The sequence below is a fragment of the Allobacillus halotolerans genome, assembly GCF_018967645.1.
Taxonomy (GTDB): Bacteria; Bacillota; Bacilli; order Bacillales; family Alkalibacillaceae; genus Allobacillus; species Allobacillus halotolerans.
The window spans coordinates 172805-198865 of sequence record NZ_JAHLZF010000003.1; the positions used below are offsets into that span (position 1 = coordinate 172805).

General features: G+C 40.9%; 23 protein-coding genes and 2 tRNA genes. 23 read left to right on the forward strand and 2 right to left on the reverse strand.

Annotation, left to right across the window (positions count from 1 at the left end):
* The 10 genes from mfd (at position 1) to KQ486_RS03850 (ending at position 9593) form a co-directional block, all read left to right on the forward strand.
* Positions 1–3540, forward strand: coding sequence for a transcription-repair coupling factor (gene mfd, locus KQ486_RS03805; protein ID WP_216686838.1), 3540 nt, complete (start codon positions 1–3; stop codon positions 3538–3540).
* Positions 3541–3648: 108 nt separating this feature from the next.
* Positions 3649–4182 (forward strand): stage V sporulation protein T, encoded by a 534-nt coding sequence (spoVT, locus tag KQ486_RS03810; protein WP_144163300.1) that lies wholly within the window; start codon positions 3649–3651, stop codon positions 4180–4182.
* A 101-nt stretch (positions 4183–4283) separates the two neighbouring features.
* Positions 4284–4508, forward strand: coding sequence for a hypothetical protein (locus KQ486_RS03815; protein WP_216686839.1), 225 nt, complete (start codon positions 4284–4286; stop codon positions 4506–4508).
* A gap of 61 nt (positions 4509–4569) precedes the next feature.
* Positions 4570–6072, forward strand: coding sequence for a polysaccharide biosynthesis protein (locus KQ486_RS03820; RefSeq protein ID WP_216686840.1), 1503 nt, complete (start codon positions 4570–4572; stop codon positions 6070–6072).
* 5 nt (positions 6073–6077) lie between these two features.
* Positions 6078–7541 (forward strand): bifunctional methyltransferase/pyrophosphohydrolase YabN, encoded by a 1464-nt coding sequence (gene yabN, locus KQ486_RS03825; protein ID WP_216686841.1) that lies wholly within the window; start codon positions 6078–6080, stop codon positions 7539–7541.
* A gap of 1 nt (position 7542) precedes the next feature.
* Positions 7543–7809 carry an RNA-binding S4 domain-containing protein gene (locus tag KQ486_RS03830; RefSeq protein WP_144163296.1) on the forward strand — a complete coding sequence of 89 codons (267 nt, stop codon included), beginning with the start codon at positions 7543–7545 and terminating at the stop codon, positions 7807–7809.
* A gap of 58 nt (positions 7810–7867) precedes the next feature.
* Positions 7868–8170 (forward strand): sporulation protein YabP, encoded by a 303-nt coding sequence (yabP, locus tag KQ486_RS03835; RefSeq protein ID WP_144163295.1) that lies wholly within the window; start codon positions 7868–7870, stop codon positions 8168–8170.
* Positions 8167–8733 carry a spore cortex biosynthesis protein YabQ gene (yabQ, locus tag KQ486_RS03840; protein ID WP_144163294.1) on the forward strand — a complete coding sequence of 189 codons (567 nt, stop codon included), beginning with the start codon at positions 8167–8169 and terminating at the stop codon, positions 8731–8733. Before yabP ends, yabQ begins: the two co-directional genes overlap by 4 nt.
* 15 nt (positions 8734–8748) lie before the next feature.
* Complete coding sequence (locus tag KQ486_RS03845) at positions 8749–9141, forward strand: FtsB family cell division protein (protein ID WP_144163293.1); 393 nt, start codon at positions 8749–8751, stop codon at positions 9139–9141.
* 71 nt (positions 9142–9212) lie between these two features.
* Positions 9213–9593, forward strand: coding sequence for a S1 domain-containing RNA-binding protein (locus KQ486_RS03850; RefSeq protein ID WP_144163292.1), 381 nt, complete (start codon positions 9213–9215; stop codon positions 9591–9593).
* Positions 9594–9743: 150 nt separating this feature from the next.
* Here KQ486_RS03850 and KQ486_RS03855 read toward each other — a convergent pair.
* Together KQ486_RS03855 and KQ486_RS03860 are read right to left on the reverse strand one after the other, a co-directional pair.
* Positions 9744–9815 (reverse strand) — tRNA-Glu (locus KQ486_RS03855).
* Between the two features lie 52 nt (positions 9816–9867).
* Positions 9868–9941 (reverse strand) — tRNA-Met (locus KQ486_RS03860).
* A 942-nt stretch (positions 9942–10883) separates the two neighbouring features.
* On the opposite strand from KQ486_RS03860, the gene spoIIE reads away from it, so the two are divergent.
* The 13 genes from spoIIE to KQ486_RS03925 all read left to right on the forward strand — a co-directional run bounded on the left by spoIIE (position 10884) and on the right by KQ486_RS03925 (position 25629).
* Positions 10884–13328, forward strand: a complete 2445-nt coding sequence (gene spoIIE / locus KQ486_RS03865; protein WP_216686842.1) for a stage II sporulation protein E — start codon at positions 10884–10886, stop codon at positions 13326–13328.
* An 86-nt stretch (positions 13329–13414) separates the two neighbouring features.
* On the forward strand, positions 13415–14155 hold the full coding sequence (locus KQ486_RS03870; protein WP_144163290.1) for a vWA domain-containing protein: 741 nt from the start codon (positions 13415–13417) through the stop codon (positions 14153–14155).
* On the forward strand, positions 14118–15086 hold the full coding sequence (gene prkT / locus KQ486_RS03875) for a serine/threonine protein kinase PrkT (protein WP_144163289.1): 969 nt from the start codon (positions 14118–14120) through the stop codon (positions 15084–15086). Before KQ486_RS03870 ends, prkT begins: the two co-directional genes overlap by 38 nt.
* A gap of 80 nt (positions 15087–15166) precedes the next feature.
* Entirely contained in the window at positions 15167–16546 is a 1380-nt protein-coding gene (gene tilS, locus KQ486_RS03880) for a tRNA lysidine(34) synthetase TilS (protein WP_216686843.1), read from the forward strand.
* A 29-nt stretch (positions 16547–16575) separates the two neighbouring features.
* Positions 16576–17112: a hypoxanthine phosphoribosyltransferase gene (gene hpt / locus KQ486_RS03885; protein WP_144163287.1), complete on the forward strand. Its 537-nt coding sequence runs from the start codon at positions 16576–16578 to the stop codon at positions 17110–17112.
* A gap of 163 nt (positions 17113–17275) precedes the next feature.
* Entirely contained in the window at positions 17276–19339 is a 2064-nt protein-coding gene (gene ftsH / locus KQ486_RS03890) for an ATP-dependent zinc metalloprotease FtsH (protein WP_144163286.1), read from the forward strand.
* Positions 19340–19530: 191 nt separating this feature from the next.
* A complete protein-coding gene (locus KQ486_RS03895; protein WP_144163285.1) occupies positions 19531–20304 on the forward strand; it encodes a type III pantothenate kinase in 774 nt (257 codons plus the stop codon).
* Positions 20305–20310: 6 nt separating this feature from the next.
* Positions 20311–21183 (forward strand): Hsp33 family molecular chaperone HslO, encoded by an 873-nt coding sequence (gene hslO, locus KQ486_RS03900; protein ID WP_144163284.1) that lies wholly within the window; start codon positions 20311–20313, stop codon positions 21181–21183.
* Between the two features lie 41 nt (positions 21184–21224).
* Positions 21225–22061 (forward strand): dihydropteroate synthase, encoded by an 837-nt coding sequence (gene folP, locus KQ486_RS03905; protein WP_370512034.1) that lies wholly within the window; start codon positions 21225–21227, stop codon positions 22059–22061.
* Positions 22054–22428, forward strand: a complete 375-nt coding sequence (gene folB, locus KQ486_RS03910) for a dihydroneopterin aldolase (RefSeq protein WP_144163283.1) — start codon at positions 22054–22056, stop codon at positions 22426–22428. Before folP ends, folB begins: the two co-directional genes overlap by 8 nt.
* The gene (gene folK, locus KQ486_RS03915; protein WP_144163282.1) at positions 22418–22912 is read left to right on the forward strand and encodes a 2-amino-4-hydroxy-6-hydroxymethyldihydropteridine diphosphokinase; all 495 of its coding nucleotides are present in this window, start codon (positions 22418–22420) and stop codon (positions 22910–22912) included. Before folB ends, folK begins: the two co-directional genes overlap by 11 nt.
* 333 nt (positions 22913–23245) lie before the next feature.
* Positions 23246–24739 carry a lysine--tRNA ligase gene (lysS, locus tag KQ486_RS03920; protein WP_274236536.1) on the forward strand — a complete coding sequence of 498 codons (1494 nt, stop codon included), beginning with the start codon at positions 23246–23248 and terminating at the stop codon, positions 24737–24739.
* Positions 24740–24990: 251 nt separating this feature from the next.
* Positions 24991–25629 (forward strand): hypothetical protein, encoded by a 639-nt coding sequence (locus KQ486_RS03925; RefSeq protein WP_216686844.1) that lies wholly within the window; start codon positions 24991–24993, stop codon positions 25627–25629.
* Positions 25630–26061 lie beyond the last annotated feature (432 nt).

The following is a 26061-nucleotide window of genomic DNA, read 5'->3' on the forward strand; positions in this document are numbered from 1 at the left end:
ATGAAAGGATTAAAGGATTATTTAAGCTTACAAGATGATTTTGTACATATAATTAATGGGATTAAGGGTGAAATGCGTGAACAGCTTGTTTCCGGGTTAACGAACTCGTTACGTAACTTTTTAATGGTTATGGCTCATGAGTCGACGAATCGTCCGGTAGTCGTCGTCACGCCTCAATTGAATCAAGCGCAACAGTTATACGATGATCTACAAGGGTTGACGGAAAACCCAGATCAATTGTATTTATACCCGATTAACGAAATGCTGCCCGCTGAGATTATGACTGCCTCCCCTGAATTGAAATCACAGCGGATTGAGGCGAAAAACCGCTGGCAAGAGAAAGAAAATGGAATTTTCATCGTCCCTGTTGCTGGGTTGAAACGGCTCATGCCACCGAAGCAAACAGCCAGTGACTTGTCTCTCACCATTGAAACAGGAAAAGAGTATTCATTGGACGATACAATGGCGCGTCTCGTTACCATGGGTTATAAAGTGACGGATATGGTTTCTTCACCTGGAGAAGCAAGTAAGCGTGGGGGCATCATTGATATCTATCCTTTGACGAATGTCTATCCGATCCGGATTGAATGGTTCGACGACGAAGTTGAATCGATCCGGTACTTCGATGTTGGCTCGCAACGTTCCATTGAAGAATTGAACCAAATCGAAATCACCGCAACGGAAGAATGGATCTTTACGGATGAACAAATGAAAAAAGCAGGTGACAAGCTAGAAAAACTCCTGCAAAAATCGCTGAAAAATATTCATTCTGACCAAGAGAAACAGCAATTGAACGAGCAATTATCGCATGATATTGAACGATTAAAAGAAGGACAGCCGTTTGATGGAATCTATCAGTATCTATCATTGCTTTATGAGGATGTTTATAGTTTAGTAGATTATTTTCCGAAGAACAGCTTATTTATATTCGATGAAATGAGCCGAATCACAGAGACGGCAGAACGGTTAGACCGTGAAGAAGCTACTTGGCATACAGACTTACTCGATCAACGGATGATTGTGGAAGATTTAACATTTTCGTTTACATGGGAAGAAGTTTTTGAAAAGATCGATCATCAACGAATTTATCTCTCTTTATTTTTAAGACATATACCAAATACGAAACCCGATAATTTAGTAAACATCTCCAGTCGTCAAATGCAACAGTTTCATGGTCAAATGAACCTGTTGAAAAGTGAGATGAAACGCTGGAATAAAGCGGGATTTTCGGTAATCATTTATGCGGCGGACGAAGAGCGAGTCGACCGTGTTCTTCGTGTGCTCGATGATTACGGCATTGCTGCAAGAGTTGGTATTCGACCTATAAGCGTTCCACTTGAAGAGCCAGTTGTTTTACAAGGTGACTTGAACGAAGGTTTTGAGATGCCGGCGTACAAGCTAGCTGTTTTAACAGAGGAAGAATTATTTAAAAAGAAAAAACCGAAAAAACGCAGGCGTCAAAAAGTCTCGAATGCTGAACGAATAAAAAGCTATCAAGAATTGAATAAAGGCGATTATGTCGTTCACAACAGTCACGGAATCGGGAAGTATCTTGGCATAGAAACGTTAGAGGTCAACGGACTTCATAAAGATTATATGGTCGTTCGGTACTCAGGAAACGACAAGCTTTTTGTTCCGACTGATCAAATCGATCAAGTTCAAAAATATGTTGCGTCGGAAGGAAAAGAACCGAAGCTATACCGACTGGGAGGCAGCGAATGGAAAAAGGTCAAGTCGCGGGTCAAGTCTTCTGTAGAGGATATTGCCGACGATCTAATTAAGCTTTATGCTGAGCGTGAAGCAGCTCAGGGTCATCAGTTTGGTCCAGATACAGAAATGCAGAAAGACTTTGAAATGGCTTTTCCTTATCAAGAAACGGAAGATCAGCTTCGTTGTATCGAAGAGATTAAAAGTGATATGGAAAAAACGCAACCGATGGATCGTCTACTTTGTGGAGACGTTGGTTACGGGAAGACAGAAGTTGCCATTCGAGCAGTCTTTAAAGCGATTGTCGAAGGAAAACAAGCAGCTGTGTTAGTTCCGACAACCATTTTGGCACAACAGCATTTCGAAACGTTTCAAGAACGTTTTAAGGAATTCGGCGTAAACGTCGGTCTGCTTAGTCGGTTCAGAACACCGAAGCAGCAGAAAGAAACGATTGATCAACTCCGAAAAGGGTTGGTTGATGTCGTCATTGGAACGCATCGTGTCTTATCCAAGGATGTTGTGTTTAAAGATTTGGGCCTATTGATCGTCGATGAAGAACAACGTTTTGGCGTGAAACACAAAGAGCGAATTAAACAACTGAAAACAAATGTCGATGTATTAACGTTGACAGCGACACCAATTCCAAGAACGTTGCACATGTCGATGGTAGGGGTGCGTGATCTTTCTGTTATTGAAACCCCACCGGAAAACCGTTTTCCAATTCAAACATACGTAGTGGAATATAATCCACTACTCATTCGGGATGCCATTGAGCGAGAATTGGCGAGAGGCGGCCAAGTATTTTTCTTATACAATCGAGTCGATATGATTGATCGTGTCGCTGCGCAAATCAATGAACTCGTTGAAGATGCACGTGTGGTTTACGCCCATGGTCAAATGAATGAACGTCAGTTAGAAAACATCATGCTGGAGTTTTTAGAAGGTGAAGCGGATGTATTAGTCAGTACGACCATTATTGAAACGGGTGTTGATATACCGAACGTGAACACCTTAATTGTGAATGATGCAGATAAAATGGGATTAAGCCAACTTTATCAAATCCGTGGTCGTGTCGGTCGGTCGAATCGATTAGCTTATGCTTATTTTACTTATCAACAAAATAAAGTTCTGTCTGAAGTCGCTGAGAAGCGTCTCGAAGCCATTAAGGAATTTACCGAGCTCGGAAGTGGCTTTAAAATCGCCATGCGTGACCTATCGATTCGGGGTGCCGGAAACCTTCTTGGAACGGAGCAACACGGATTTATCGATTCCGTTGGTTTTGACTTGTACTCACAAATGCTGAATGATGCGGTTCGTGCCAAACAACAAGGGGTTTCTTATGAAGAAGCAAAACCATTTGAAGTTGAAATTGGTCTCGACCTGGACGCCTATATTCCTGAATCTTATATTCAAGATGAAGGACAAAAAATTCAGATGTACAAACGCATTCAAGCTTTGGAATCTATCCAAGAAACGTACGATTTGAATGACGAATTATTAGATCGTTTCGGTGAGTATCCAGATGAAGTCGGAAACTTACTGCAAATTTCAAGAATACGCCTACATGGAAAAGAGAACAAAATTGAATCGATCCATGAGTCGAAACAAAAAATCGAATGTCTCATGGAAGCTGAACAAAGCCAACAAATTGATGGTGCAAAGCTATTTGAGTTAGCCAACGAATATGGGCGAACCATCCAATTGGGAACAGAAGGGCGACAATTGAAAATTGTATTCCAGTTTTCCAGACAAAATAAAACAATTCGTCACGATCAACTTGAAGATTTCCTATCTAAGCTTCATCAGGCAAAAATTTCATCAAACAATGAATAGTTCATCGCCACTGTTTTATACTAACAATTACTAGCAGGTGATTTAGCCAGGAATCCTTTAGCAAGGCTTCACCCATGCAAGTACATCAAAGAAAGTGGGGATTCGAAGATGAAAGCAACAGGAATTGTACGCCGTATTGATGACCTCGGACGAGTTGTTGTTCCGAAAGAAATCAGGCGAACATTGAGAATTCGGGAAGGAGATCCTCTCGAGATTTTTGTTGCCCGTGAAGGAGAAGTTATCTTAAAAAAATACTCTCCGATTAATGAGCTTAGTGAATTCGCCGATGAATATGTACAATCGCTTTTTGAAGCAGTTGGGCAAAAAATTCTCATTGCAGATCGGGATGAATTTATTGCGACGGCGGGAGTCAGTAAAAAAGAGTACTTGAATAAAAACATTGGAGAGCTAATTGAAAAAGCAATGGAAGACCGAGAAGCGGTTGTCGAGAAGAACGAATACACATTGGAAATCGTTGATGGAATTGAAGAGAAAGTAGCATCCTATTTAATTCAACCGATCATCTCCAATGGCGACCCCGTCGGAAGTATCATCTTATTTACAGATAAAGATTCTGTCACCGACGTGGAAATAAAACTTTGCCAAACTGCTGCCAGCTTCCTTGCCCGCCAAATGGAATAAAACTCATTAAAGCCTGCTGGAAAAGTCCGGTAGGCTTTTTGCATGTTTACAGAAACGTTCTCATCGCTTAAGACATCGCGCTGACTGTGCAAAGAACGTGCGTGACTGTTCAAAGAATGCATGTGACCGTTCAAAAAACGCGCGTGACTGTTCAAAGTGGCGGGCTGACTGTTCAAAAAGCGTGCGTGACCGTTCAAAGTAGCGGGCTGACCGTTCAAAAAACGCACGTGACCGTTCAAATCATTGCGTTGACTGTTCAAAGAACGCGTGTAACTATGCTTCATCCATCAACCAAAGAAAGAGATTCTTCACGCATCAAACTATGATAAAGTAAAAGGAGACTCAAACGTTCTAAAAGATTGAATTTTTGTTGGAAGTGAAGTTTTTATGAGTGAAACAAATAAATGGATGAGAGGCGCAATCATCCTTACGATTACGGGGTTCATCAGTCGCATATTGGGCATGATTTACCGCGTTCCTTTGCAGAATATTGCTGGAGATGAAGGCTTATATGTATATCAGCAAATTTATCCTTTGCTCTCACTAGCCATCATCTTATCGCTGTATGGCATACCAAGCGCAGTCGCACAGCAGTTTTCAGAAAACCAACCGTCGAGGCAACTGTTCACCCGGGTCTTTTATTTGCTGACAGGACTTGGGATTTTGTCATGGTTGGGAATTTACTTATTTGCAGAAACGTGGGCGCTGCTGATGGGTGATCTGCAACTGACCAAACCTATACAAATGAGCAGTTTTATGTTTTTACTGCTTCCGATGATCTCACTGTTGCGGGGCTATTTTCAAAGCTATGAAGAAACGCATTTGGTAGGCATTTCACAAGTTGTCGAGCAATTTGTCCGCGTTATTTTAATTATCGGCATTACATTTTATGTCGTTTCAACGAATCGTTCATTATATGAACTCGGAACGCTTGCTGCACTGGCAACGATCATCGGTACGTTTGTTGCAGTCATCTATTTAGGTATCAAATTTCTTCTTCGAAAGAACTCAATGGAGACGCCAACTAGTAAGATTCCGTTCAGGCAAACAGCTAAGTGGTTCTTTGCTGGCGTGTTCATTTACAGTTTGACGTATGTTCTTCACCTAATTTTCCAAGCTGTCGATGTGATGACAATGATTCCACTTCTGCAGGAGCATGGATGGTCTTTCGAAGAATCTAAAGTGCAAAAGGGAATTTTTGACCGTGGAAATCCGATGATTCAGTTAGGGTTAGTATTCGGTTCATCCCTCGCATTTGCTTTGATTCCAAGCTTACAATCAAAACGAAAACAGGGAGAAGCGGTGCAAGCAATCCAAATGACTTTTCTTTTCTCCCTGGCAGCATCAGCTGGGTTAATCGCCATTATGCCATTTTTAAATCCCTTATTTTACTTGGACCAGCAAGGGACAACAGCTATCCAGTGGTTGATGCTTCTCGTCTTTTTATTGTCTTTAATCATTACCTTCTCCGTTTTATTGCAAAGTACAGGCTATAAACAGCAGCAATTTAAATGGATTGTATTGATGTTTGCCGTGAAAATTGCTTGCAACTTTTGGTTGATTCCGATCTATGGCATACTAGGCGCCAGTATCGCTTCAATCCTTTCAGCGACGACTTTAGTCATTATTTATGGTTGGATTTGGCTGAAGCGGGCTGGGATACATTTGGATTTATTATTTTACGTAAAAGCAATGATCACAATCGGTTTCATGTATGTCATTGTTGTTTTAGGCGCACAACTTTTTTCCATACATGCAACGCGTTTATTTTTGATTGTGCCGACAATTCTATTAAGTTTCATCGGAGTCATGATGGTGTTAATTATGACGTGGGCCATGAAGCTTTTTCCTAAAAGTCTTTTACAAAACATACTAAAAAGAAGCAGGTGAACGTAATGAGTCAAACAATTCACGTGATTGGTCTGGGTGCAGGTACGCTTGACCAGTTACCCGTAGGGATTTATCGATTTTTAACAAATGTAGAAACAGAAGTCTTCACTCGAACGAACCAACATCCTGTCATTAAAGAGTTGGAACAAGAGGGGATGACGTTTAAAAGTTTTGATCACGTCTATGAGAAACATGAACAATTTGAAGATGTTTATCGAGACATCACGAAACAATTAGTCGAAGCGGCACAACGGCAGGACATTGTTTATGCATTGCCTGGACATCCATTTGTTGCAGAACGAACAGTGCAATTACTGTTGGAACATAAAAGCGATCATCTTCATATCAAATTTCACGGCGGCCAAAGTTTTTTAGATCCATTATTCAATGCGTTGGAAATTGATCCAATTGAGGGCTTTCAATTACTCGACGGAACAGCATTAGATCGGTCTTCCATACAATTGACAAATCACTTATTAATCGCTCAAGTGTACGATTCTTTTGTCGCTTCGGACATTAAGCTGACGTTAATGGAGGACTTGCCGGAAGGTTATCCGATAACGATTGTCGATGCTGCAGGAAGTAACAATGAAAAAGTCACGACACTACCTTTATATGAGCTCGACCGCGAAGGTACTTTTAGTGATTTGACGACCTTATATGTTGCACCCCAATCAAGTGAGCATTTAACACATACGTTTGATCGCTTAAGGGAAGTGATCGCAACACTTCGTGGACCAAACGGATGTCCATGGGATCGAAAACAGACCCATGAATCGCTTCGTCCGTATTTGATTGAAGAAGCATACGAGGTCATCGACGCCATACAGGAAGAAGATGACGACCATATAGCAGAAGAACTTGGCGATGTACTGCTTCAAGTCATGCTGCATAGCCAAATAGGAGAAGACAGTGGATTTTTCTCTGTTGACGATGTCATCCGGTCGATTACCGAAAAAATGATTGAGCGGCATCCACATGTGTTCGGGGACGTTGAAGTTGGTTCAGCGGATGAAGTCACGTCGAACTGGGAAGCAATCAAAAATAGAGGGAAACCGAAAAAGGATACGATATTGGAAGGGATCTCGGAAGCATTACCTCGCTTACTTTATGCGCAAGAAATGCAGAAAAAAGCATCAAAAGTGGGTTTTGACTGGGGTGATGCAACGCTTGCCTTTAAAAAAGTTGAAGAAGAAATAAAGGAATTACAAGAAGCAATCGAGAAAGAAGATACTAACGAAAAGGAACTAGAATTCGGCGATGTACTGTTTTCACTAGTAAATGTTGCTCGGTTGCTTTCCATTGATCCAGAAATCGCTCTTCATCGGACGAGCCAAAAATTCAAGAATCGTTTTCAATATATTGAATCCATCGCAAAAGAAAACGGAGATGAACTCGCGGATCTACCTTTAGAGGTTATGGAGGACTACTGGAAACAAGCAAAGGAGTTACGAAAAGGAGAGGAATAATATGCGTTTAGATAAATTTTTGAAGTTATCCCGTATTATTAAACGACGAACAGTTGCTAAAGAAATCGCTGGTAAAGGTAGAATCAAAGTGAATGGCCAACCGGCTAAGGCATCATCAAACCTGCAAGTTGGTGATGAGATGACGATTCATTTTGCTCAGAAAAAACTAACGATTAAAATAGAGGATTTGCGGGAACAGGTCAACAAAGAACAAGCAGAAAACTTATACTCAGTTGTCAATGAAGAAAGAATTCAAGCTGATGAATAGATTATAGGCATGTTTTATAGATTTCCCTCATATTTTATACTGATAGGAGGGAAAGGACATGCCATATGAAAAACCAATGTATAATCAAGGGAGAAGCCAGCAAAAGGATCACGAGTTAAAGCTAGTCAATCGGAGAAAGCTTGAAGTGCAAGGCGTGGAAGATGTTGATAGTTTTGATACGGAAGAATTTTTATTGAAAACGACACAAGGCTATCTCGTCATTCAAGGCCACAATCTGCATATGAAAAATTTGAATGTCGAACAAGGACTCTTGACCATTCAAGGTAGGATTGCCTCATTTAGTTACATCGATGAAGATCAGAAGCAATCCAAGAGTCTATTAGGTAAGCTATTCAAATGACGCTAAGCGTGCAATTTTTATCCATGGCCGTGATGGTTGCTGGCGGCATTCAAGCAGCACTTACATTTGATACGTACAAGCAATTATTCCGGCCCGCCTCTTTTTGGCGACAAATCGGCGTTGATGTCGTTTTCTTTTTAACGGAAGCCTGTGTCCTCTTTTACTTCTTATATCAAATCAATGGCGGAATTCTGAAATTTTATTTATTTTTAGCTATTTTACTCGGCATCTCAATTTATTATGCATTACTGCAACGGACGTATTTATGGTTATTGGACAAGTTGGTACGTATTGTAAAAGGCTTCTTCGGGATAATATTGAGAATTATTAATCGAGTTGTTTTTCAACCGATTACGTGGATCCTTATACAATTATTCACACTAGTTGTATTCATCTTCTATATCCTTCGAAAGATCATAGCTTTGATAGGTAAAATTATTTGGTGGCTGGTCGAACCACTAATTCCAGAAAAAATCAAGCGAAGTGGTATTTCTTTTCTGAAAAAGTGTAGTAGAATAAAAGATAAGCTATTATTCCGCATGAAAGAAATGATGAAAAGATAGGAGGCGACAGATACTATGGAGAGAAGAAAAGAACGCAATAAAGATAATATCGCAAAAATAAATTCTACTTATGCTAAGCAGCAGGAAAAACAAATGGCCCAAAAGTCACGCGAAAAAAAACTTCTCTTTCGTCGTCTGATTGCTTTCGTCTTTCTTTTTGTATTGATTTGTGGCGGTATGACAACATACCATTTCCAACAACGTGCTCAAATGCAAGAAAAGCAAGCGGAATACCAGCAGTTAAATGAAAAAATGACACAATTAACGAACAGAAACGAAACATTAAAAGAAGAAGTAGAAAAGTTGAGTGACATTGATTATTTACTTCAAATTGCCAGGAAAGATTACTTTTTCTCAAAAGACGGTGAAATCATCTTTAAATTACCTGATGAAGAGCCTTCTTATTGACACTTTTTGAACCCCATATATATAATGTATTAGAATATACTTTTAAATTCTTAAGGAGGAGCATTTTTTTTATGTCAGTCGAAGTAGGCAGCAAGCTAAGCGGAAAAGTAACCCGCATTACAAATTTTGGAGCTTTTGTAGAGCTACCAGATGGATCAACAGGTTTGGTTCATATTAGTGAGGTCGCTGATCGTTATGTTAAAGATATCAACGAACACCTTTCTGTCGGTGATGAGGTCACCGTAAAAGTATTAAATGTAGAGAAGAACGGTAAAATTGGTCTATCCATCAAGAAAGCCAATGAGAAAAATAACCGTCCGCAACCACGCAAACGAGTGGAAAGCTTCGAATCCAAAATGAACAAATTCTTAAAGGATAGCGAAGATAAGCTCGCCTCACTCAAAAAACACACGGAGTCTCGTCGTGGAGGTCGAGGTGCTAAGCGGGGATAATTGCTGTCTATGATGATTATATAAAGAATGTCACTAAATAAATGATCGTTCAACCTGTTCATCGTTAGGATGAACAGGTTTTTTACTTGTAAAAAAGTAGGAGAGAAGCTTTTAGACTTCTCTCCTACTTCTTACGCACTTATAAAATTATGACCCGTACGGGATTCGAACCCGTGTTACCGCCGTGAAAGGGCGGTGTCTTAACCACTTGACCAACGGGCCTTATGTAAAGAAAAAGAGACCGGTTTACGATCAGAAAACCGATCCCTTTTTATAGCGGCGGAGGGGATCGAACCCACGACCTCACGGGTATGAACCGTACGCTCTCGCCAGCTGAGCTACGCCGCCGTTTATTGAAATATGTCTCTTAGACACAAAAATTATGGTACAACACGATCCAGCACCTGTCAATAACTTTATCGAAATTTAACTTTTCTATTTATTTAACTTTATTAGAAAATCCCTTCTAATCAAGTAATTACTTATTCACCGCTCGAAATTTATCTAAGTAAATTCGCCTGAAGGGAAACTTTTTATTTACTCGAAGTTTTAGTTGATGCTTGCCTTGGTTGATTTTAGTACCTCTAATCATTCGAATCAATGGAACAGCATCGAGAAGAGTTCATCAAACACGGAAGGAAATGCAATTCGTCCTCTTCCGTGTACGAGAGGGGTTATCAAGCACGGAAGAGATCGCAATTCGTTCTCTTCCGTGTACGAGAGGGGCTCTCAAGCACGGAAGGAATCGCAATTCGTTCTCTTCCGTATCCGAGAGGGGTTCTCAAGCACGGAAGGGATCGTAATTTGTGAACTTCCGTGTACGAGAGGGGTTATCAAGCCGGGAAGGAATCGCAATTCGTCCTCTTCCGTATTCGAGAGGGGTTCTCAAGCACGGAAGGGATCACAAACCGTTCTCTTTCGTATCCGAGAGGGGCTCTCAAGCACGGAAGGGATCACAAACCGTTCTCTTTCGTATCCGAGAAGGACTCTCAACCGGGGAAGTACTTTTCTTCTGTCCACGGTTTTCGGCCAACGCACTGTTTCACTCGGCATACTAAGTCAATCGTATTTCCACGGTACTCACCACTCAAACTTCGTCAATCGACGAGTTTCTATATCCTATCTACAAAAATTCGAATCGAAATTTATTAATTCCATCAGTTCTTGTAGAATCATTAGATAAATTCCCCTTGATTCGTCGAATGATTTTTTGGGGTCCTTTTGTTTTTATGACAAAAAACATCCCACCCTCTGTGATTAGATAGTGAATACAGGAGGGGGAATTACGTTATGGATTCAATGAAGATCGGTGAAGTAATAGTTGATTCGAAAATCGGGAGGATATCTCAAGCTTTTCGTTCACTAAAAACTCAATGGGTCAGTAGCTTCTTGAGTCGAGGATGGTTATTTTACTTAATTGGCTTTTTACTCGGACGAGCTATTGTTTTATCCAGTGTATCCCCGTTTGCTATAGCTTTTTTAGGTGCAACCATTGTCGCCAAGAAGTCACTTGCATTTAGGGTTTATCTCTTTTTAGCCCTTGGCGCTTGGACAGTGAACTTGGAACAAACATTTTATGTATTAGGTACAGGATTGCTGCTATTTCTATGTTATAAACATTGGTTGTCCAAAATGACAAAAATGATCTATCCAATGATCTTTACTATTTTCTTAAGTTCAGTGATTGCTCGAACATCTGTTGTTGCACTTGTGGATTCTTTAACATTGTATAATGGCGCTATTATTTTCATTGAAGCATTACTCGCATCATTTTTAGTCATGATTTTTCTTCAATCGTATCCATTTTTGACGATCCAAGTATCGACGAAAAAGCTCAAAGTTGAAGAACTCGTTTGCTTGGTTATTTTTGTGACAGCCATTTTAACGGGACTGGCTGGAATTCAATTTTATGACTTGCAATTGGAAGTGATTGGCGCCAGTTATTTTATTTTAATGGGAGCCTATATATCCGGTGCCACGGTAGGTGCCGCAGTTGGTGTCATTGTTGGATTGATGCTGAGCTTCGTCAATATGATGGATCTATACCACGTTAGCTTGTTGGCACTTGCTGGATTGATGGTCGGCTTACTAAAGGATATGCATCGATTGATCTCGGCATTCGGATTATTTCTCGCAGTTCTTTTAATCGGCTTTTACAATATTGAAGTGATTCAGTTTGAACAGCTCGTAATCGAAGCATCTATCGCGACAGGGCTCTTTTTGCTTACACCACAAGGTTTATTGAAAAAAATTGCTGGATTCGTACCGGGGACCAATGAAGAAAAAGAGAGTCAAGATCAGTACGCCGAAAAGATTCGCCATGTGACAGCAGAACGTGTGGAGCGCTTTTCGGAAATGTTTCAAGCCTTATCGCATAGCTTTGCATCGATTGAGCAAGAGGGGAAGCAACTGGAGAATCAAGCAGAAGTGGATGAATATTTAAGCAGGGTCACTGAAAACACGTGTCAGTCATGCTTGAAAAAGCATTCATGTTGGGTACAACATTTCGATCGTACATACCCTGTGTTGCGCGATATGATTCAATCCATCGAAGAAAAAGATACATCACGGACGAATTTCAACGTTGGTAAGCTACGGAAATTTTGTGTAAAACCAGAACAGATGACAGACCAGATGCGTTACGAGCTTTCTTACTACCATGCCAATAAACGGTTAAAGCAACAGGTGAAGGAAAGCAGGAAATTTGTTTCCGAACAATTGAATGGTGTTTCGGAAGTCATGAATAACTTCGCAAAAGAAATGATGAAGGAACGTGAAGAGTATTCGTGGCATGAAGAGGAAATCCGCCGTGTGCTTGGTCAAATGAATATTTTGTTGGAACGTCTCGAGCTTTATTCAATCCATCAAGGAAATATCGATATTGAACTGACCGCCTATTTCCATGATTATCACGGAGAAGCGGAGAAATTAATCGCCCCTTATTTATCCGACTTATTGGGAGAAACCGTCGTAGTTGAAAAAGAAGAAGCATTTGGAGGGCGGAATGGTTACCGGACGTTCCATTTAAGTTCCATTCGTAAATTTCAACTGACAACAGGAATCTCACATGCAGCAAAAAACGGAAATTTCTTATCAGGTGATAGTTATATGATTAAGGAATTAGGAAAAAGCCGGTATGCCTTGGCGATCAGCGACGGAATGGGTAATGGAGAGCGAGCTTACCAAGAGAGTTCGGAAACGTTGCGGTTATTGCAACAAATATTAAATTCCGGCATTAGCGAAGAGGTAGCCATTCAATCCATCAATTCAATCCTTTCGCTGCGAACATCGGATGAGATCTATGCCACATTGGATTTAGCGATCGTTGACCTGCAACAACCTTACGTCAATTTCTTGAAAATTGGAGCGACCGTCAGTTATATCCTACGTGGTAGTTCAATTTACCCGGTGGAGTCCGGAAATCTACCAATTGGAATATTGGAAGAATTTGATGTGGAACCAGTAAGGGAAGATCTAAAGGATGGCGATATTCTTGTCATGGCCAGTGATGGAATTTTGGAATCGACCGATCGGGCAGAAAACAGAGAAGCATGGTTGAAACGGAAACTGAGACACATGGAAACAAAGGATCCTCAAGAGATCGCAGACTTGTTGTTGGAAGAAGTGGTGCGAAGTAATTATGGGCAAATTGTTGACGATATGACGGTTTTGGTTGCAAAGGTAGATAAAAGCAAACCGAAGTGGGCTTCTTTTACTGCTTTCGTCGGTCTTTAATGAAACAAGAACATTTTAACTCTCCATCGTATAAATGCTGTGAAATAGGTCAAGAATGGAGATAAAAATAGAGGAGGCGATCGGCGATGAGTAAAGGAACCATTCGACAAATTCTATTAATTACAGATGGTTGTTCAAACCAAGGGGAAGACCCGGTTCGTGTTAGTGAACAGATAGCGAAGCAAGGAATCTCTGTTAACGTCATTGGTGTCTTGGAAGATGACCAGACAGAAGACCCAACCGGGTTGACCGAAGTGAACGAAATTGCAGAGGCAGGAAATGGTGTCAGCCGGATTGTTTATGCAGAAGATTTATCGGAGACCGTCCAGATGGTTACCCAGCAGGCGATCACACAAACGATACAAGGTTACGTTTCAAAGGAACTAAAAGATATTTTCGGAAAAGAAGTAAATGAGGATGAACTATCACCGGAGACAAAGGAAGAAGTTCACGAGATCGTTGAGGATTTAGGTGAGACGGTCGACTTGCAAGTATTGATTTTGATTGACACAAGTGCGAGTATGCAGCACAAAATGTCTGCTGTACGGGAGTCATTGAATGATTTAGTCATTAGTTTAAGAGCACGTATGGGAAGCTATTATTTCTCCATCTATCATTTTCCGACGCGTAGACAAATTACGAAAAGGCTTCTTTCATGGACAAACGAAGGAGCAGAAATCGCAAAAGTATTTCCGAAACTTGCTACAGGGGGAATTACTCCAACTGGAGCAGCGTTGAAGGAAGCGGTGAAGATGTTCGACGAAGACGTGATTGGAGAGGAACCACATTATGACATCATCGATTCATCCTACCGTTCATCTAGCTAACGGTACGAAGATTGTTGGCAAATGGCATAAGCAGACCTATAAAGTTATTCGTCAAATTGGTGAGGGTGCAAGAGGATCCATTTATCTTGTCAAAGGGAGTCAAGGGCTGAATGCGTTGAAAATCAGCAAGGATTCTTCTGTCATCACCCGCGAGGCAAAAATTCTTCGACTCATGAAAAAGGTCCAGGGCGTACAGCTTGGACCTTTTTTAATCGATGTTGATGACTTTAACCTACGTCAGACACAATACTCTTTTTATGTCATGGAATATGTGGATGGCATACGCATTAAAGATTGGTACCATCCAAGTAAAGCGTCGCAACTTGCAATCGTGGTCAAACAGCTTCTTTTCCAGTTGCATCATCTTCATCTCGCCGGATATATTTTCGGTGATTTGAAGTTAGAAAATTTACTGATTGACCGGAAAACGAAGCAAGTAAGACTGATTGATTTTGGTGGCGTTACACAGGTAGGAAGGTCTGTACGTGAATATACGAGTTACTATGATCGCGGTTACTGGCAAAAGGGCGAACGAAAAGCCGACCCTGCATATGACTTATTTGCTCTCGCCATTTGTATTCTCCAACTGGACCCTACATTTAAACGGGTGGCTACCAATCGACGAGAGTTAGTGAAGTTAATCGGTCAAAGCCGCACACTTGAAGCGTATCATCCAGTTTTAAAGAAAGCCGTACAAGGTGACTATAAACAAGCGATGCAAATGAAAAAAGATTTAGATCGCATACAACTGAACCAACGAAGAAAAACAGGAAGAAGAAAGACGACTCCCGTCACGAAGAAATCAGTCAGCCAACCAACTCCCCAACACCTCCAATCAGCCAAGCAGTCGATGAAAAAAGAGGTGGTCGGTATTGGTTCGCTTTTGTTCGTGCAATTTTCATTATTGGTCAGTTTTTATTATTGGTTTTAACGAAAGCATTCGTTGAATCTAGTTGAATAGTGGTGATATACTGTAATGAATGTATATGATGAAAAACGGAGTGCGGGCGAATGCTTTTACAAACCATTTTGACGTTTAATCAAAAGCATCAATTGTTTAAGCAAAAAGATACGTTGTATTTGGCGGTTTCAGGCGGACCAGATTCAATGGCCATGCTTGAATTTTTTTATCAAATTAAGGAAACATGGTCACTGGATATTAACGTTATTACAGTTGACCATCAGCTTCGCGGAGAAGACTCAAAAAAAGATGTGGAGTTCGTTAAAAAAGAAGCCGCTAAACGAGGATTACCTGTTATCGAAGGTAAGGTAGATGTGAAAGCTTATCAAAAAAATCATCAAATAGGTACGCAAGAAGCGGCAAGGACGCTCAGATACGATTTTTTCCAGAAACAATTGCGCGGTCAAAAAAAAGCCAAGCTGGTTACCGCACATCACGCAGATGATCAAGCGGAAACGATATTAATGCAACTTGGCAAAGGAGTCCGGCCCAAGGGGATTCCTGCTAGTGGGCAATTTGAAGGCTTCCAACTGATCCGTCCTTTTTTATGTGTCAGTAAACAGGCGTTGATTTCGTACGCCGAGGAGAATGAAGTTCCTTATCATCAGGATCCTTCCAATGAGGAGGATACATACACACGTAATCGATTTCGAAAATATGTACTGCCTTTTTTTAAGAGCGAAAATCCGAATTTTCTTGAAGGTGTGCAAAGAATCGCGGAAATCCAACGTGATGAAGACCTGATTTTGGATGAAGTGATGGAAGAAAAAATGCGACACTTCACTCAGTTTTATGAACAAAAAGTGACTTTTTCAATAGATGGTTTCCTTGAACTTCCTTTACCTTTACAAAGAAGAGGGTTTCATCTAATATTAAACTATCTTCAAGTTCCAATAGGGAAAAAAGATTATTTTTTTGATTTTTTGGAATGGCTTCAAGCAGAAAAGCCGAATGCTACATATTCTTTTCAAGAAGATTATAGCTGGATTAAGAGCTATGGACAATGTGAAATACGGAAGAAAACAGGGTTCACCTCTTCATTTTCCGAAAAAATCCAGTTAAATGAGACACAACACTTACCGGGCGGTTGGACAGTGACCGTGGAGGAAGTACAATCGAACACAAACAAGCTTTTCAATGAGAATGTTTTTGTTTGTGATCGCCGGCTTATCGAATTTCCTTTACACATCCGCACTCGGAATCCCGGAGATCGAATTCGACTTTTAGGATTAGCGGGTACGAAAAAAGTGAAGGATATATTTATCGATAAAAAAGTACCAGCCGTTGACCGAGATACGTGGCCAATTGTGGTAAATGGAGATGGAGAAATCCTTTGGCTGCCTTTATTGGCCCGGAGCGAGTTGGGTGTTCTTAGTGATCATGCGACTTCCTATGTTGTGATTCGCGTGAACCGCCAAGAGAAAAATTGAAGGACCAACGAAGATTAGGAGGACCGTCCATGCATAATGAGATCGAGGAAATTTTATTTACAGAAGAAGAGATACAGAAACAAACAAAGGAACTGGGACAAACGATTACTGAGCAGTTTGAAGGAAAATTCCCATTAGCGATTGGCGTTTTGAAAGGCGCCATGCCTTTTATGAGTGATTTATTGAAAAATGTGAACACACATGTGGAAATGGATTTTATGGATGTTTCCAGCTACGGTGGTGGCATGGAATCGAGTGGAGAAGTTCGAATCGTGAAAGACTTAAACACACAAGTCAAAGGTCGCGATTTACTAATTATTGAAGATATTATTGATAGTGGTTTGACGTTAGGTTATTTGGTTGAATTGTTTAAGCACCGAGGAGCCAAGTCGATCACCATTGTAACCTTGTTGGATAAACCAAGTGGTCGTAAAGCAGATATTTCGGCTGACTTAGTCGGTTTCGAAGTGCCAGATGCATTTGTAGTCGGTTATGGACTGGATTTCCAAGAAAAATATCGGAACCTTCCTTATATCGGTGTGTTGAAACCTGAAATTTATTCATAGAATGAGTTGAATCCTTTGTAGAACAAGCGGTTGTTTGTAGTGGTCCATGTAATAATAAAGCTAAATTGAAATGATTTGGGAAAAGTCAAGACTTTATAGTTGAGTGAGTGAAAAATATTGTGATAGTATGAGTTTAGTTTTGTGCTTTAGGAGGAGGTAAGTAATGAGTCGGGTGTTCCGTAATACCATATTTTATTTGGTTATATTCTTGATTCTGATTGCGATTGTCAGCATGTTTAATAGCCCTGCATCAGAGACAGAACAAATGAATTATAACCAATTCACTGAAGTGTTAGAAGAAGGTCAAGTAAATGAAATGACCTTGCAATATACAAATTTTGCTTATGAAGTCCGTGGTGAATACACGGGAGATGAAGGTACACAAAGTTTCATTGCTGAAATTCCAGCAAATGATGAGATCATTAATGCGATTGTAACGCAAGCGAATCAACAAAGTGAGTTGACTGTTGAGCCAGCTGAAGAACCAAGTGCGTGGGCTCGGGTTCTAACGACGTTGATTCCTTTCATCATCATCTTTATTCTATTCTTCTTCTTGCTTAGCCAAATGCAAGGCGGCGGCGGTAAGATGATGAACTTCGGTAAGAGTAAAGCGAAAATGTATACCGAAGATAAGAAGAAAACAAGATTTACCGATGTTGCCGGTGCTGATGAAGAGAAACAGGAACTTGTAGAAGTGGTTGAATTCTTGAAAGATCCACGGAAGTTCTCTGCTCTCGGTGCACGTATTCCGAAAGGTGTTCTACTCGTTGGACCTCCTGGTACCGGTAAAACGCTTCTTGCGAAAGCTGTTGCAGGTGAAGCGGGCGTTCCGTTCTTCTCCATCAGTGGTTCCGATTTCGTAGAGATGTTTGTCGGTGTTGGTGCATCACGTGTTCGTGACTTGTTTGAAAACGCGAAGAAGAACGCACCATGTATCATCTTCATTGACGAAATTGATGCTGTCGGTCGTCAACGTGGCGCGGGTGTCGGTGGTGGACATGATGAGCGTGAACAAACATTGAACCAACTTCTTGTTGAGATGGATGGTTTCGGTGTGAACGAAGGAATTATCATCATGGCAGCTACGAACCGTCCGGACATTCTTGACCCAGCATTGCTTCGTCCAGGTCGTTTTGACAGACAGATACCTGTCAATGCGCCAGACGTAAAAGGACGTACAGAAGTGCTTGGTGTTCATGCGAAGGACAAACCACTTGCGAATGACGTTAGCTTGAAGACGATTGCGATGCGTACACCAGGTTTCTCAGGTGCTGACTTAGAAAACTTACTAAACGAAGCCGCACTCGTTGCAGCTCGTGAAGATGCTAAGATGATTAATATGTCACACGTTGATGAAGCTATTGACCGTGTGATTGCAGGTCCAGCGAAGAAGAGCCGTGTAATCTCTAAAAAAGAGAAAAACATCGTCGCTTATCACGAAAGTGGCCATACTGTCATCGGCGTTGTGCTGAACGATGCAGACATGGTACACAAAGTAACGATTGTTCCTCGTGGCCAGGCAGGCGGTTATGCCGTTATGCTTCCGAGAGAGGACCGTTATTTCCAAACAAAACCAGAGTTATTGGATAAAATCACTGGATTGCTTGGCGGACGTGTTGCTGAGGAAGTTATGTTCAATGAAGCAAGTACAGGAGCTCATAACGACTTCCAACGTGCAACAAGTATTGCCAGACGGATGGTCACTGAGTTTGGTATGAGTGAAAAACTAGGTCCACTACAGTTCGGTAGTTCTGGTGGCGGTCAAGTATTCTTAGGTCGCGACCTACAAAACGAACCGAATTACAGTGATAAAATTGCTTATGAAATTGACTTAGAAATTCAAAACATTATCAACACATGTTACGAACGGGCTAAAGAAATTATCACGAAGCATAAAGAACAGCTTGAATTAATTGCTCAAACCTTACTTGAGGTCGAAACATTGGATGCAGACCAAATCGATGGCCTCTTCTATCACGGAAAACTTCCTGAGCCAAAAGAAGAGAGTGTCGAAGAGCAATTAAGTGAAGTTGACAATACGAAGTCTGATTATAAAGAAGACGAATCTGATGCGGACTCCGAGCAAACGGAAAACCGTGAAGAACGCTCAGATGTGAAAGTGAACATTAACCGTCAAGAGAATGATTCTTCAGTTGTTGATTCGGAAGATACAGATCAAGACAAAGAGCCGAAAAAACCAGAAGATGATCCAAACCGTAAAGAATAATAAGAGGTTATATGTCAGCGAAACACTAATCGATTGATTGGTGTTTCGCTTTTTCATTTGAATATAAAGTCTGCCGTATAACAAAAACCAACACGTATGAAAATTTGTAAAATGAGAACTCTTATTACACATCACGTTGCCAATTGTGATATGATTTACGATGAAAAACCAGATAGAAATGGGTTGAACTTATGATCTTTGTTTTAGATGTCGGAAATACGAATACTGTACTTGGCGCGTTTGAAGATGACAAGCTAATCTATCAATGGAGAATTAAAACGGATCGTTTCAAAACAGAAGATGAATATGCGATGAATATAAAAGCATTATTGCGACACCACGGACTATATTTCAGTGATTTTAAAGGCGTAATTATTTCGTCCGTTGTGCCACCAGCTATGTTTGCGCTGGAACATATGAGTGAAAAATATTTTAAAACAAAAGCATTGGTTGTCGGTGAGAATTCCGTAAAAACGGACCTAAAAATGAATTATCCTCAACCGCAGGAAGTCGGGGCAGATCGGATTGTAAACGCAATCGGGGGAATTAAAGAATACGGAGCTCCATTAATTATCGTTGATTTCGGAACAGCAACGACTTTTTGTTATATCAATGAAAAGGAAGAGTATAGCGGAGGGCTTATTTCCCCGGGAATAAAAATTTCGACGGAAGCACTTTATACAAAGGCCGCAAAACTGCCAAGAATTGAAATTGCCCGACCCGACTCAGTAATCGGAACATCAACCGTTGGAGCCATGCAGTCAGGTGTATTTTATGGCTACGTCGGACAAGTGGATGAGCTTGTGCGTCGCATGAAAGAAGAAGCCGGGACAGATCCAACCGTTATAGCAACAGGTGGATTGGCTAAACTAATCGGAAAAGGCTCCAGAACGATTGATTATGTCGATGATTCGTTAACGTTAAAAGGTTTATATGAAATTTATCAAAACAATACAAAGGATTGATGATATATGAAGGATTATATGATTCGAGCAACGGCATACGAAGGAGCGGTACGGGCATTTGCCATCCGCTCGACAGACACCGTTAATGAAAATTGTTCGAGGTTAGATACGTGGCCAACGGCTTCGGCTGCACTGGGTCGAACCGTAACCATATCTGCCATGATGGGGTGGATGTTGAAAAATGAAGACAAATTAACCGTCAAGCTAGAAGGTGATGGACCGATTGGTGCAGTCATTGCGGATAGTAATGCGAATGGCGAAGTCCGCGGTTATGTGATGAATCCACATGTAGATTTTGAGTCCAACGAACAAGGCAAATTGGATGTCAAAAGAGCCGTAGGAACGAATGGTTCTTTAAGCGTCGTAAAAGACTTAGGATTGAAAAATAACTTTACGGGGCAGGTACCAATTATCTCAGGAGAAGTCAGCGAAGATTTCACGTATTACTTTGTCAATTCTGAGCAAATCCCGTCTGCAGTCGGTGCAGGTGTTTTAGTCGACACAGATTATTCCATTCTGGCTGCTGGAGGTTTTATTATTCAAGTGATGCCAGGCGCTTCTGAAGAAATCATCTCAAAACTTGAAAAACGCGTCGGAGAAATTCCTGCAATTTCTACAATGATTCAAGAAGGAAAAAGTCCAGAAGACATCTTAGGTATCTTTTTTGAAGGAGAAGACTGGAAAATCAATGAGCAATCCGATGTTCGTTTCCAGTGTCACTGCTCAAAAGAGCGTGTAGAAAACTCCATCCGTGGATTAGGCGATGAAGAAATCGATGAGATGATCGAGGAAGACGGCGGCGCTGAAGCTACTTGTCATTTCTGTAATGAACGTTATTATTTAACAGTTGAAGAATTAGCTGCCTTAAAATCATCTTAACTGGCCAGAAAAAGAGACCTAAAGCTTGAGGGGGCTGGGATATGAAAATCATGAATATTAACAATCAATTTCAACTTGATTTTTCCAAGAAAACAATCATTATGGGGATTTTAAACGTAACACCGGACTCTTTTTCAGACGGTGGAAAGTTTAATCGATTGGATGATGCCGTCGAGCGAGCTCAAAGACTAGTTGCTGACGGTGCTGGAATCATTGATATTGGCGGAGAATCAACACGACCTGGACATGAGCCCGTTTCTCACGAAGAAGAAAGTGCCCGCGTCGTTCCAGTGATTGAGCGTTTGGTGAAAACAATAGACACACCGATCTCAATCGATACGTTTAAAGCGAAAACAGCAGAGAACGCCCTTCAAGCGGGTGCTACGATCATCAATGATGTTTGGGGAGCGAAAGCCGACCCAGAAATTACTGCCGTCGCCAAATCCTTCGATGCACCAATCATTTTGATGCACAATCAGGACGATCCTGATTATGATGACATTATTGAAGATATGAAAAAAAGTTTGTCAGAGAGTATAGAAATCGCAAAGAAAAATGGTGTATCAGATGAAAAAATTATTCTTGATCCAGGGGTAGGCTTTGGAAAAACACTTGAGCAGAATCTATTAGTGATGCGCCGGTTAGGTGAATTGAAAACGATGGGTTACCCAATTTTACTCGGTACCTCAAGGAAGTCGATGATTGGAAAAGTGTTGGACTTGCCTGTTGAGGAACGATTGGAAGGCACGATCGCAACTGTCTGCTCAGGTATACAACAAGGCGTGGAAATCGTGCGCGTGCATGATGTGAAAGAAATCAATCGGGCTGCCAAAATGATGGATGCGATGCTTGGCAAAGGAGGCGTTTCATTTGGATAAAATTAAGGTGAATCAAATGATGTTTTACGGATATCACGGCCTTTTTTCAGAAGAAAACAAATTAGGTCAGCGATTTACCGTCGATGTAGAATTAATGGGCGACTTCCGTAAAGCTGGCCAAACCGACCGTATGGAAGACAGTATTGATTATGGACAGGTTTATGAAGTAACGAAAGAAATAATGGAAGGAAAAGCATACAACCTGTTGGAATCACTTGCAGAGACCATTGCTCAATCGATGTTTGACTCATTTTCTTTATTAGAGACAATCACGATTTATATCGATAAACCAGGCCCTCCGATTCCAGGTTATTATCAGTCTGTCGGCGTCGAAGTCACACGAAAGAGAGACGATTATGAAGCATAGAGCATTTATCGCATTAGGGGCCAATATTCCGCCGAAAGAACATTATTTAAGCGAAGCGTTAGGAAAATTGGAAGCTGATGCATTTGTTGAGATGATTCACCAGTCTGCTGTTTATGAAACCGCTCCTGTTGGATACACCGATCAAGATTATTTTTTGAATATGGTTGTCGAAATCAAGACTGATTATACACCCAGCGAATTGCTGACTGCATGCCAATCCATCGAGCAATCCTTAGGACGCAGAAGAACGATCAAAAATGGACCTCGAACAATTGACTTGGACATTTTGGTTTATGAAAATAAAACGCTGCAATCAGAGCAACTTACGATTCCTCATCCAAGAATGAAAGAACGAGCTTTTGTATTAGTACCATTAGCTGAAATTGATGAGTCCATCGAAATTGATGGCAAACAAGTAAGGGAATACGTCAGTAAACTTCCACAAGACGACTTGGCAGATGTAAGAAAGCGAGAAACCAATTAAAAACAGAGCATCCAATAGCGTTCTGTCTCGTACTTGAAAGGCATCAGAGGGAATGATAAAGTAAGTAAACGAATCAACTTATGTGAAAGCAATGACCTTTAATGATTTTGATATACGAGCATAAGAAGTGTTTCGATCAAACGAGCCACTTCCTATAATGGATGTCACCAATGGGAAACTGCCTTCACTGCTTGCTGTAGGCAGTTTTCGTTAATAAGTAGATCGTTTTTTGATGGAATCTTGTGATTTGATTGCGTACAGTTTATAGATCCTGCAGAAGAAACTGCAAAAACATATCAAGTTATACAACTAAACATATATGAGGTGAAGCAAGTGTCTGAAGAATTGAATGACCAAATGAAAACCCGTTTAGAGAAGCTTAGAGGGTTAGAAGAAAAAGGAGTCAGTGGATTCGGAAATAAATTTGAACGTACCCACTTGACCAACCAGCTAAAAGAAGCTTTTGATCATTTCACAAAAGAGGAACTGGCTGAGAAGGAAGAGGAAACTGAAGTTACAATCGCGGGCAGAATTATGACGAAGCGAGGTAAAGGGAAAGCAGGCTTTGCCCATATCCAAGACTTGGATGGACAAATTCAGCTATATGTACGAAAAGATGAAGTCGGGGAAGAAGCATACGAACTTTTCAAATCCGCTGACTTAGGAGATATCGTCGGGGTTACCGGTGTCATGTTTAAGACCAACGTAGGTGAACTCTCCGTCAAAGCGAATACGTTTGAATTACTGACAAAATCGCTACGTCCACTACCTGAGAAGTTTCATGGCCTGAAGGATGTTGAACAGCGTTACCGTCAACGGTATTTAGATTTGATTACAAATCATGAAAGTAAAGAAACATTCATTTTGCGAAGTAAGATTATTCAAGCGATGCGTCGTTACTTAGATGGCCAAGGATTTTTGGAAGTTGAAACACCAATGATGCATTCGATCCCTGGTGGAGCTTCTGCTAGACCATTCGAGACGCACCACAATGCGTTGGATATTCCGTTGTATATGCGAATCGCGATAGAACTTCATTTAAAACGATTAATCGTCGGTGGGCTGGAGAAAGTCTATGAAATCGGTCGCGTCTTCAGAAATGAAGGGGTTTCTACGAGACATAACCCGGAATTTACGATGATCGAATTGTATGAAGCGTATGCAGACTACAACGATATTATGGACCTTACAGAAGAGTTGATTGCTCATATCGCACAAGAAGTGTTAGGAACGACGAAAATCCAATATGGAGACTATGAAGTTGACTTAGCACCTTCTTGGAAAAGATGGCATATTGTCGATGCCATTAAAGAATATACAGGAGTAGACTTTTTCGAAAAAATGTCTGATGAGCAAGCTCGTCAGTTAGCTGAAGAACATGGCGTCGAAGTTGAAAAACATATGACGTTTGGTCATATCGTTAACGAGTTCTTTGAACAAAAAGTTGAAGAGCACTTAATTCAGCCTACATTTATTTACGGTCATCCAGTTGAGATTTCACCATTAGCGAAGAAGAATCCAGAAGATGAACGGTTTACCGATCGATTTGAACTATTCATTGTAGGTCGTGAACACGCAAATGCATTCTCTGAGTTGAATGACCCGATCGACCAGCGTGAACGTTTTGAATCCCAGTTGAAAGAACGGGAAGCAGGAAACGATGAGGCGCATTATATGGATGAAGACTTTCTGGAGTCATTGGAATACGGTCTGCCGCCAACGGGTGGTCTAGGAATCGGAATCGACCGAATTGTAATGTTACTCACGAATTCTCCTTCTATTCGAGATGTACTGCTATTCCCTCAAATGAGAAAACGCTCTGAATAATACAAATGATTGCCACTTGCCTTTTGGTGAGTGGCTTTTTATTTTTTTAAGCCAAAGTACGATTTCGTCGGTTGTAAAGTCGAATAAGAATCTAGTCGTTGATCATCAAGGCAAACAAGTTTGAGACAATTGGCGTGGTCATAAACTTCATATAACCAACATTGGTCTCTTCAAAAGTCATATTCTTGAAGGTGCAACAACGAAAAGTGCATGCATAAGCTATATCAATTAAAACTTCAAGGAGGATCATGATGGCAAAGATTGCATTGGCACTTGCGGCTAGAGGAACAGATGAGGAAGCATTCAAAGCGTGGGGAACAAGAGCGGTGGGCGCTCCGAATACGAAGCAATGGGGATCGGGCAAAGAACTGCTGACCCATATGGTCAATGCTTCGAATGGAGGAGGGAACTGTATTGAACGATTATATATATTTTCACATGCATGGCCATATATACCCGGTGGAAATCGCGGAGGTGTGAAGCTGGGCGGTGTGGATGTTGCTGGATTCTATTCACAACCGAGTTTATACGATGACACAGATGCGAGGTATATAAACGACTTTGCACAGCTTGTACAGGAAGGAAAAATAACCTTTTGTTCAACTTGCAAAGTAATATTCACAGGGTGTCGAGTAGCATCCAGTCAATTCCCAGTCGAATTTCTGCATGTCAGTGGATGCCAAGTCATTGCTTCCAATGGATCAAGTCATCCAAAACCAGGAACGCCTCCAGGTGATCAAACAGGACAATGGCTAAGTACGGCAGGGGGGTGGACAGAACAGCAAGCAAAACAAAATGAAAATCATTATGTCGGGTGGATCAATTATTCGTTAACATCGACCGGAGAAGTAAATGAAAAGAGGTTAGGGGAAGAGATAAAAATTTGGTAAGAGATCGTTATGCATGAACCAGCCAACCGTTGATAAAAAGGTTGGCTGGTTTTTTGGAGCTTTGTCACTTAGTCGCACACTGGCTGTTAAAGGTTGAAACTAGTGGCGATAAGAGAGTGGTTGGTCGCTACATGACGGGCGTTTATATGGCAAATAGTTTTCAGAAAAAATTTACTTCAATAAAACAGTTGCACGCATTTAAAAACCATGATAAATTATTAAACGTTGTCGCAACAAAAACGGCAACCGAACAAAAATGAAAAAAACAAATTAACAAAAGTTGTTGACATTGAATTTCATTTTTGTTATATTTATAAAGTCGCTGTTTTGAGGCGACAATAAATGACAAGAACACTTCGAACCTTGAAAACTAAACAAAATAGCCTGAAGTCAATTCGGTTTCTTTCTTATTGATTGGGAAAGAAACAAACG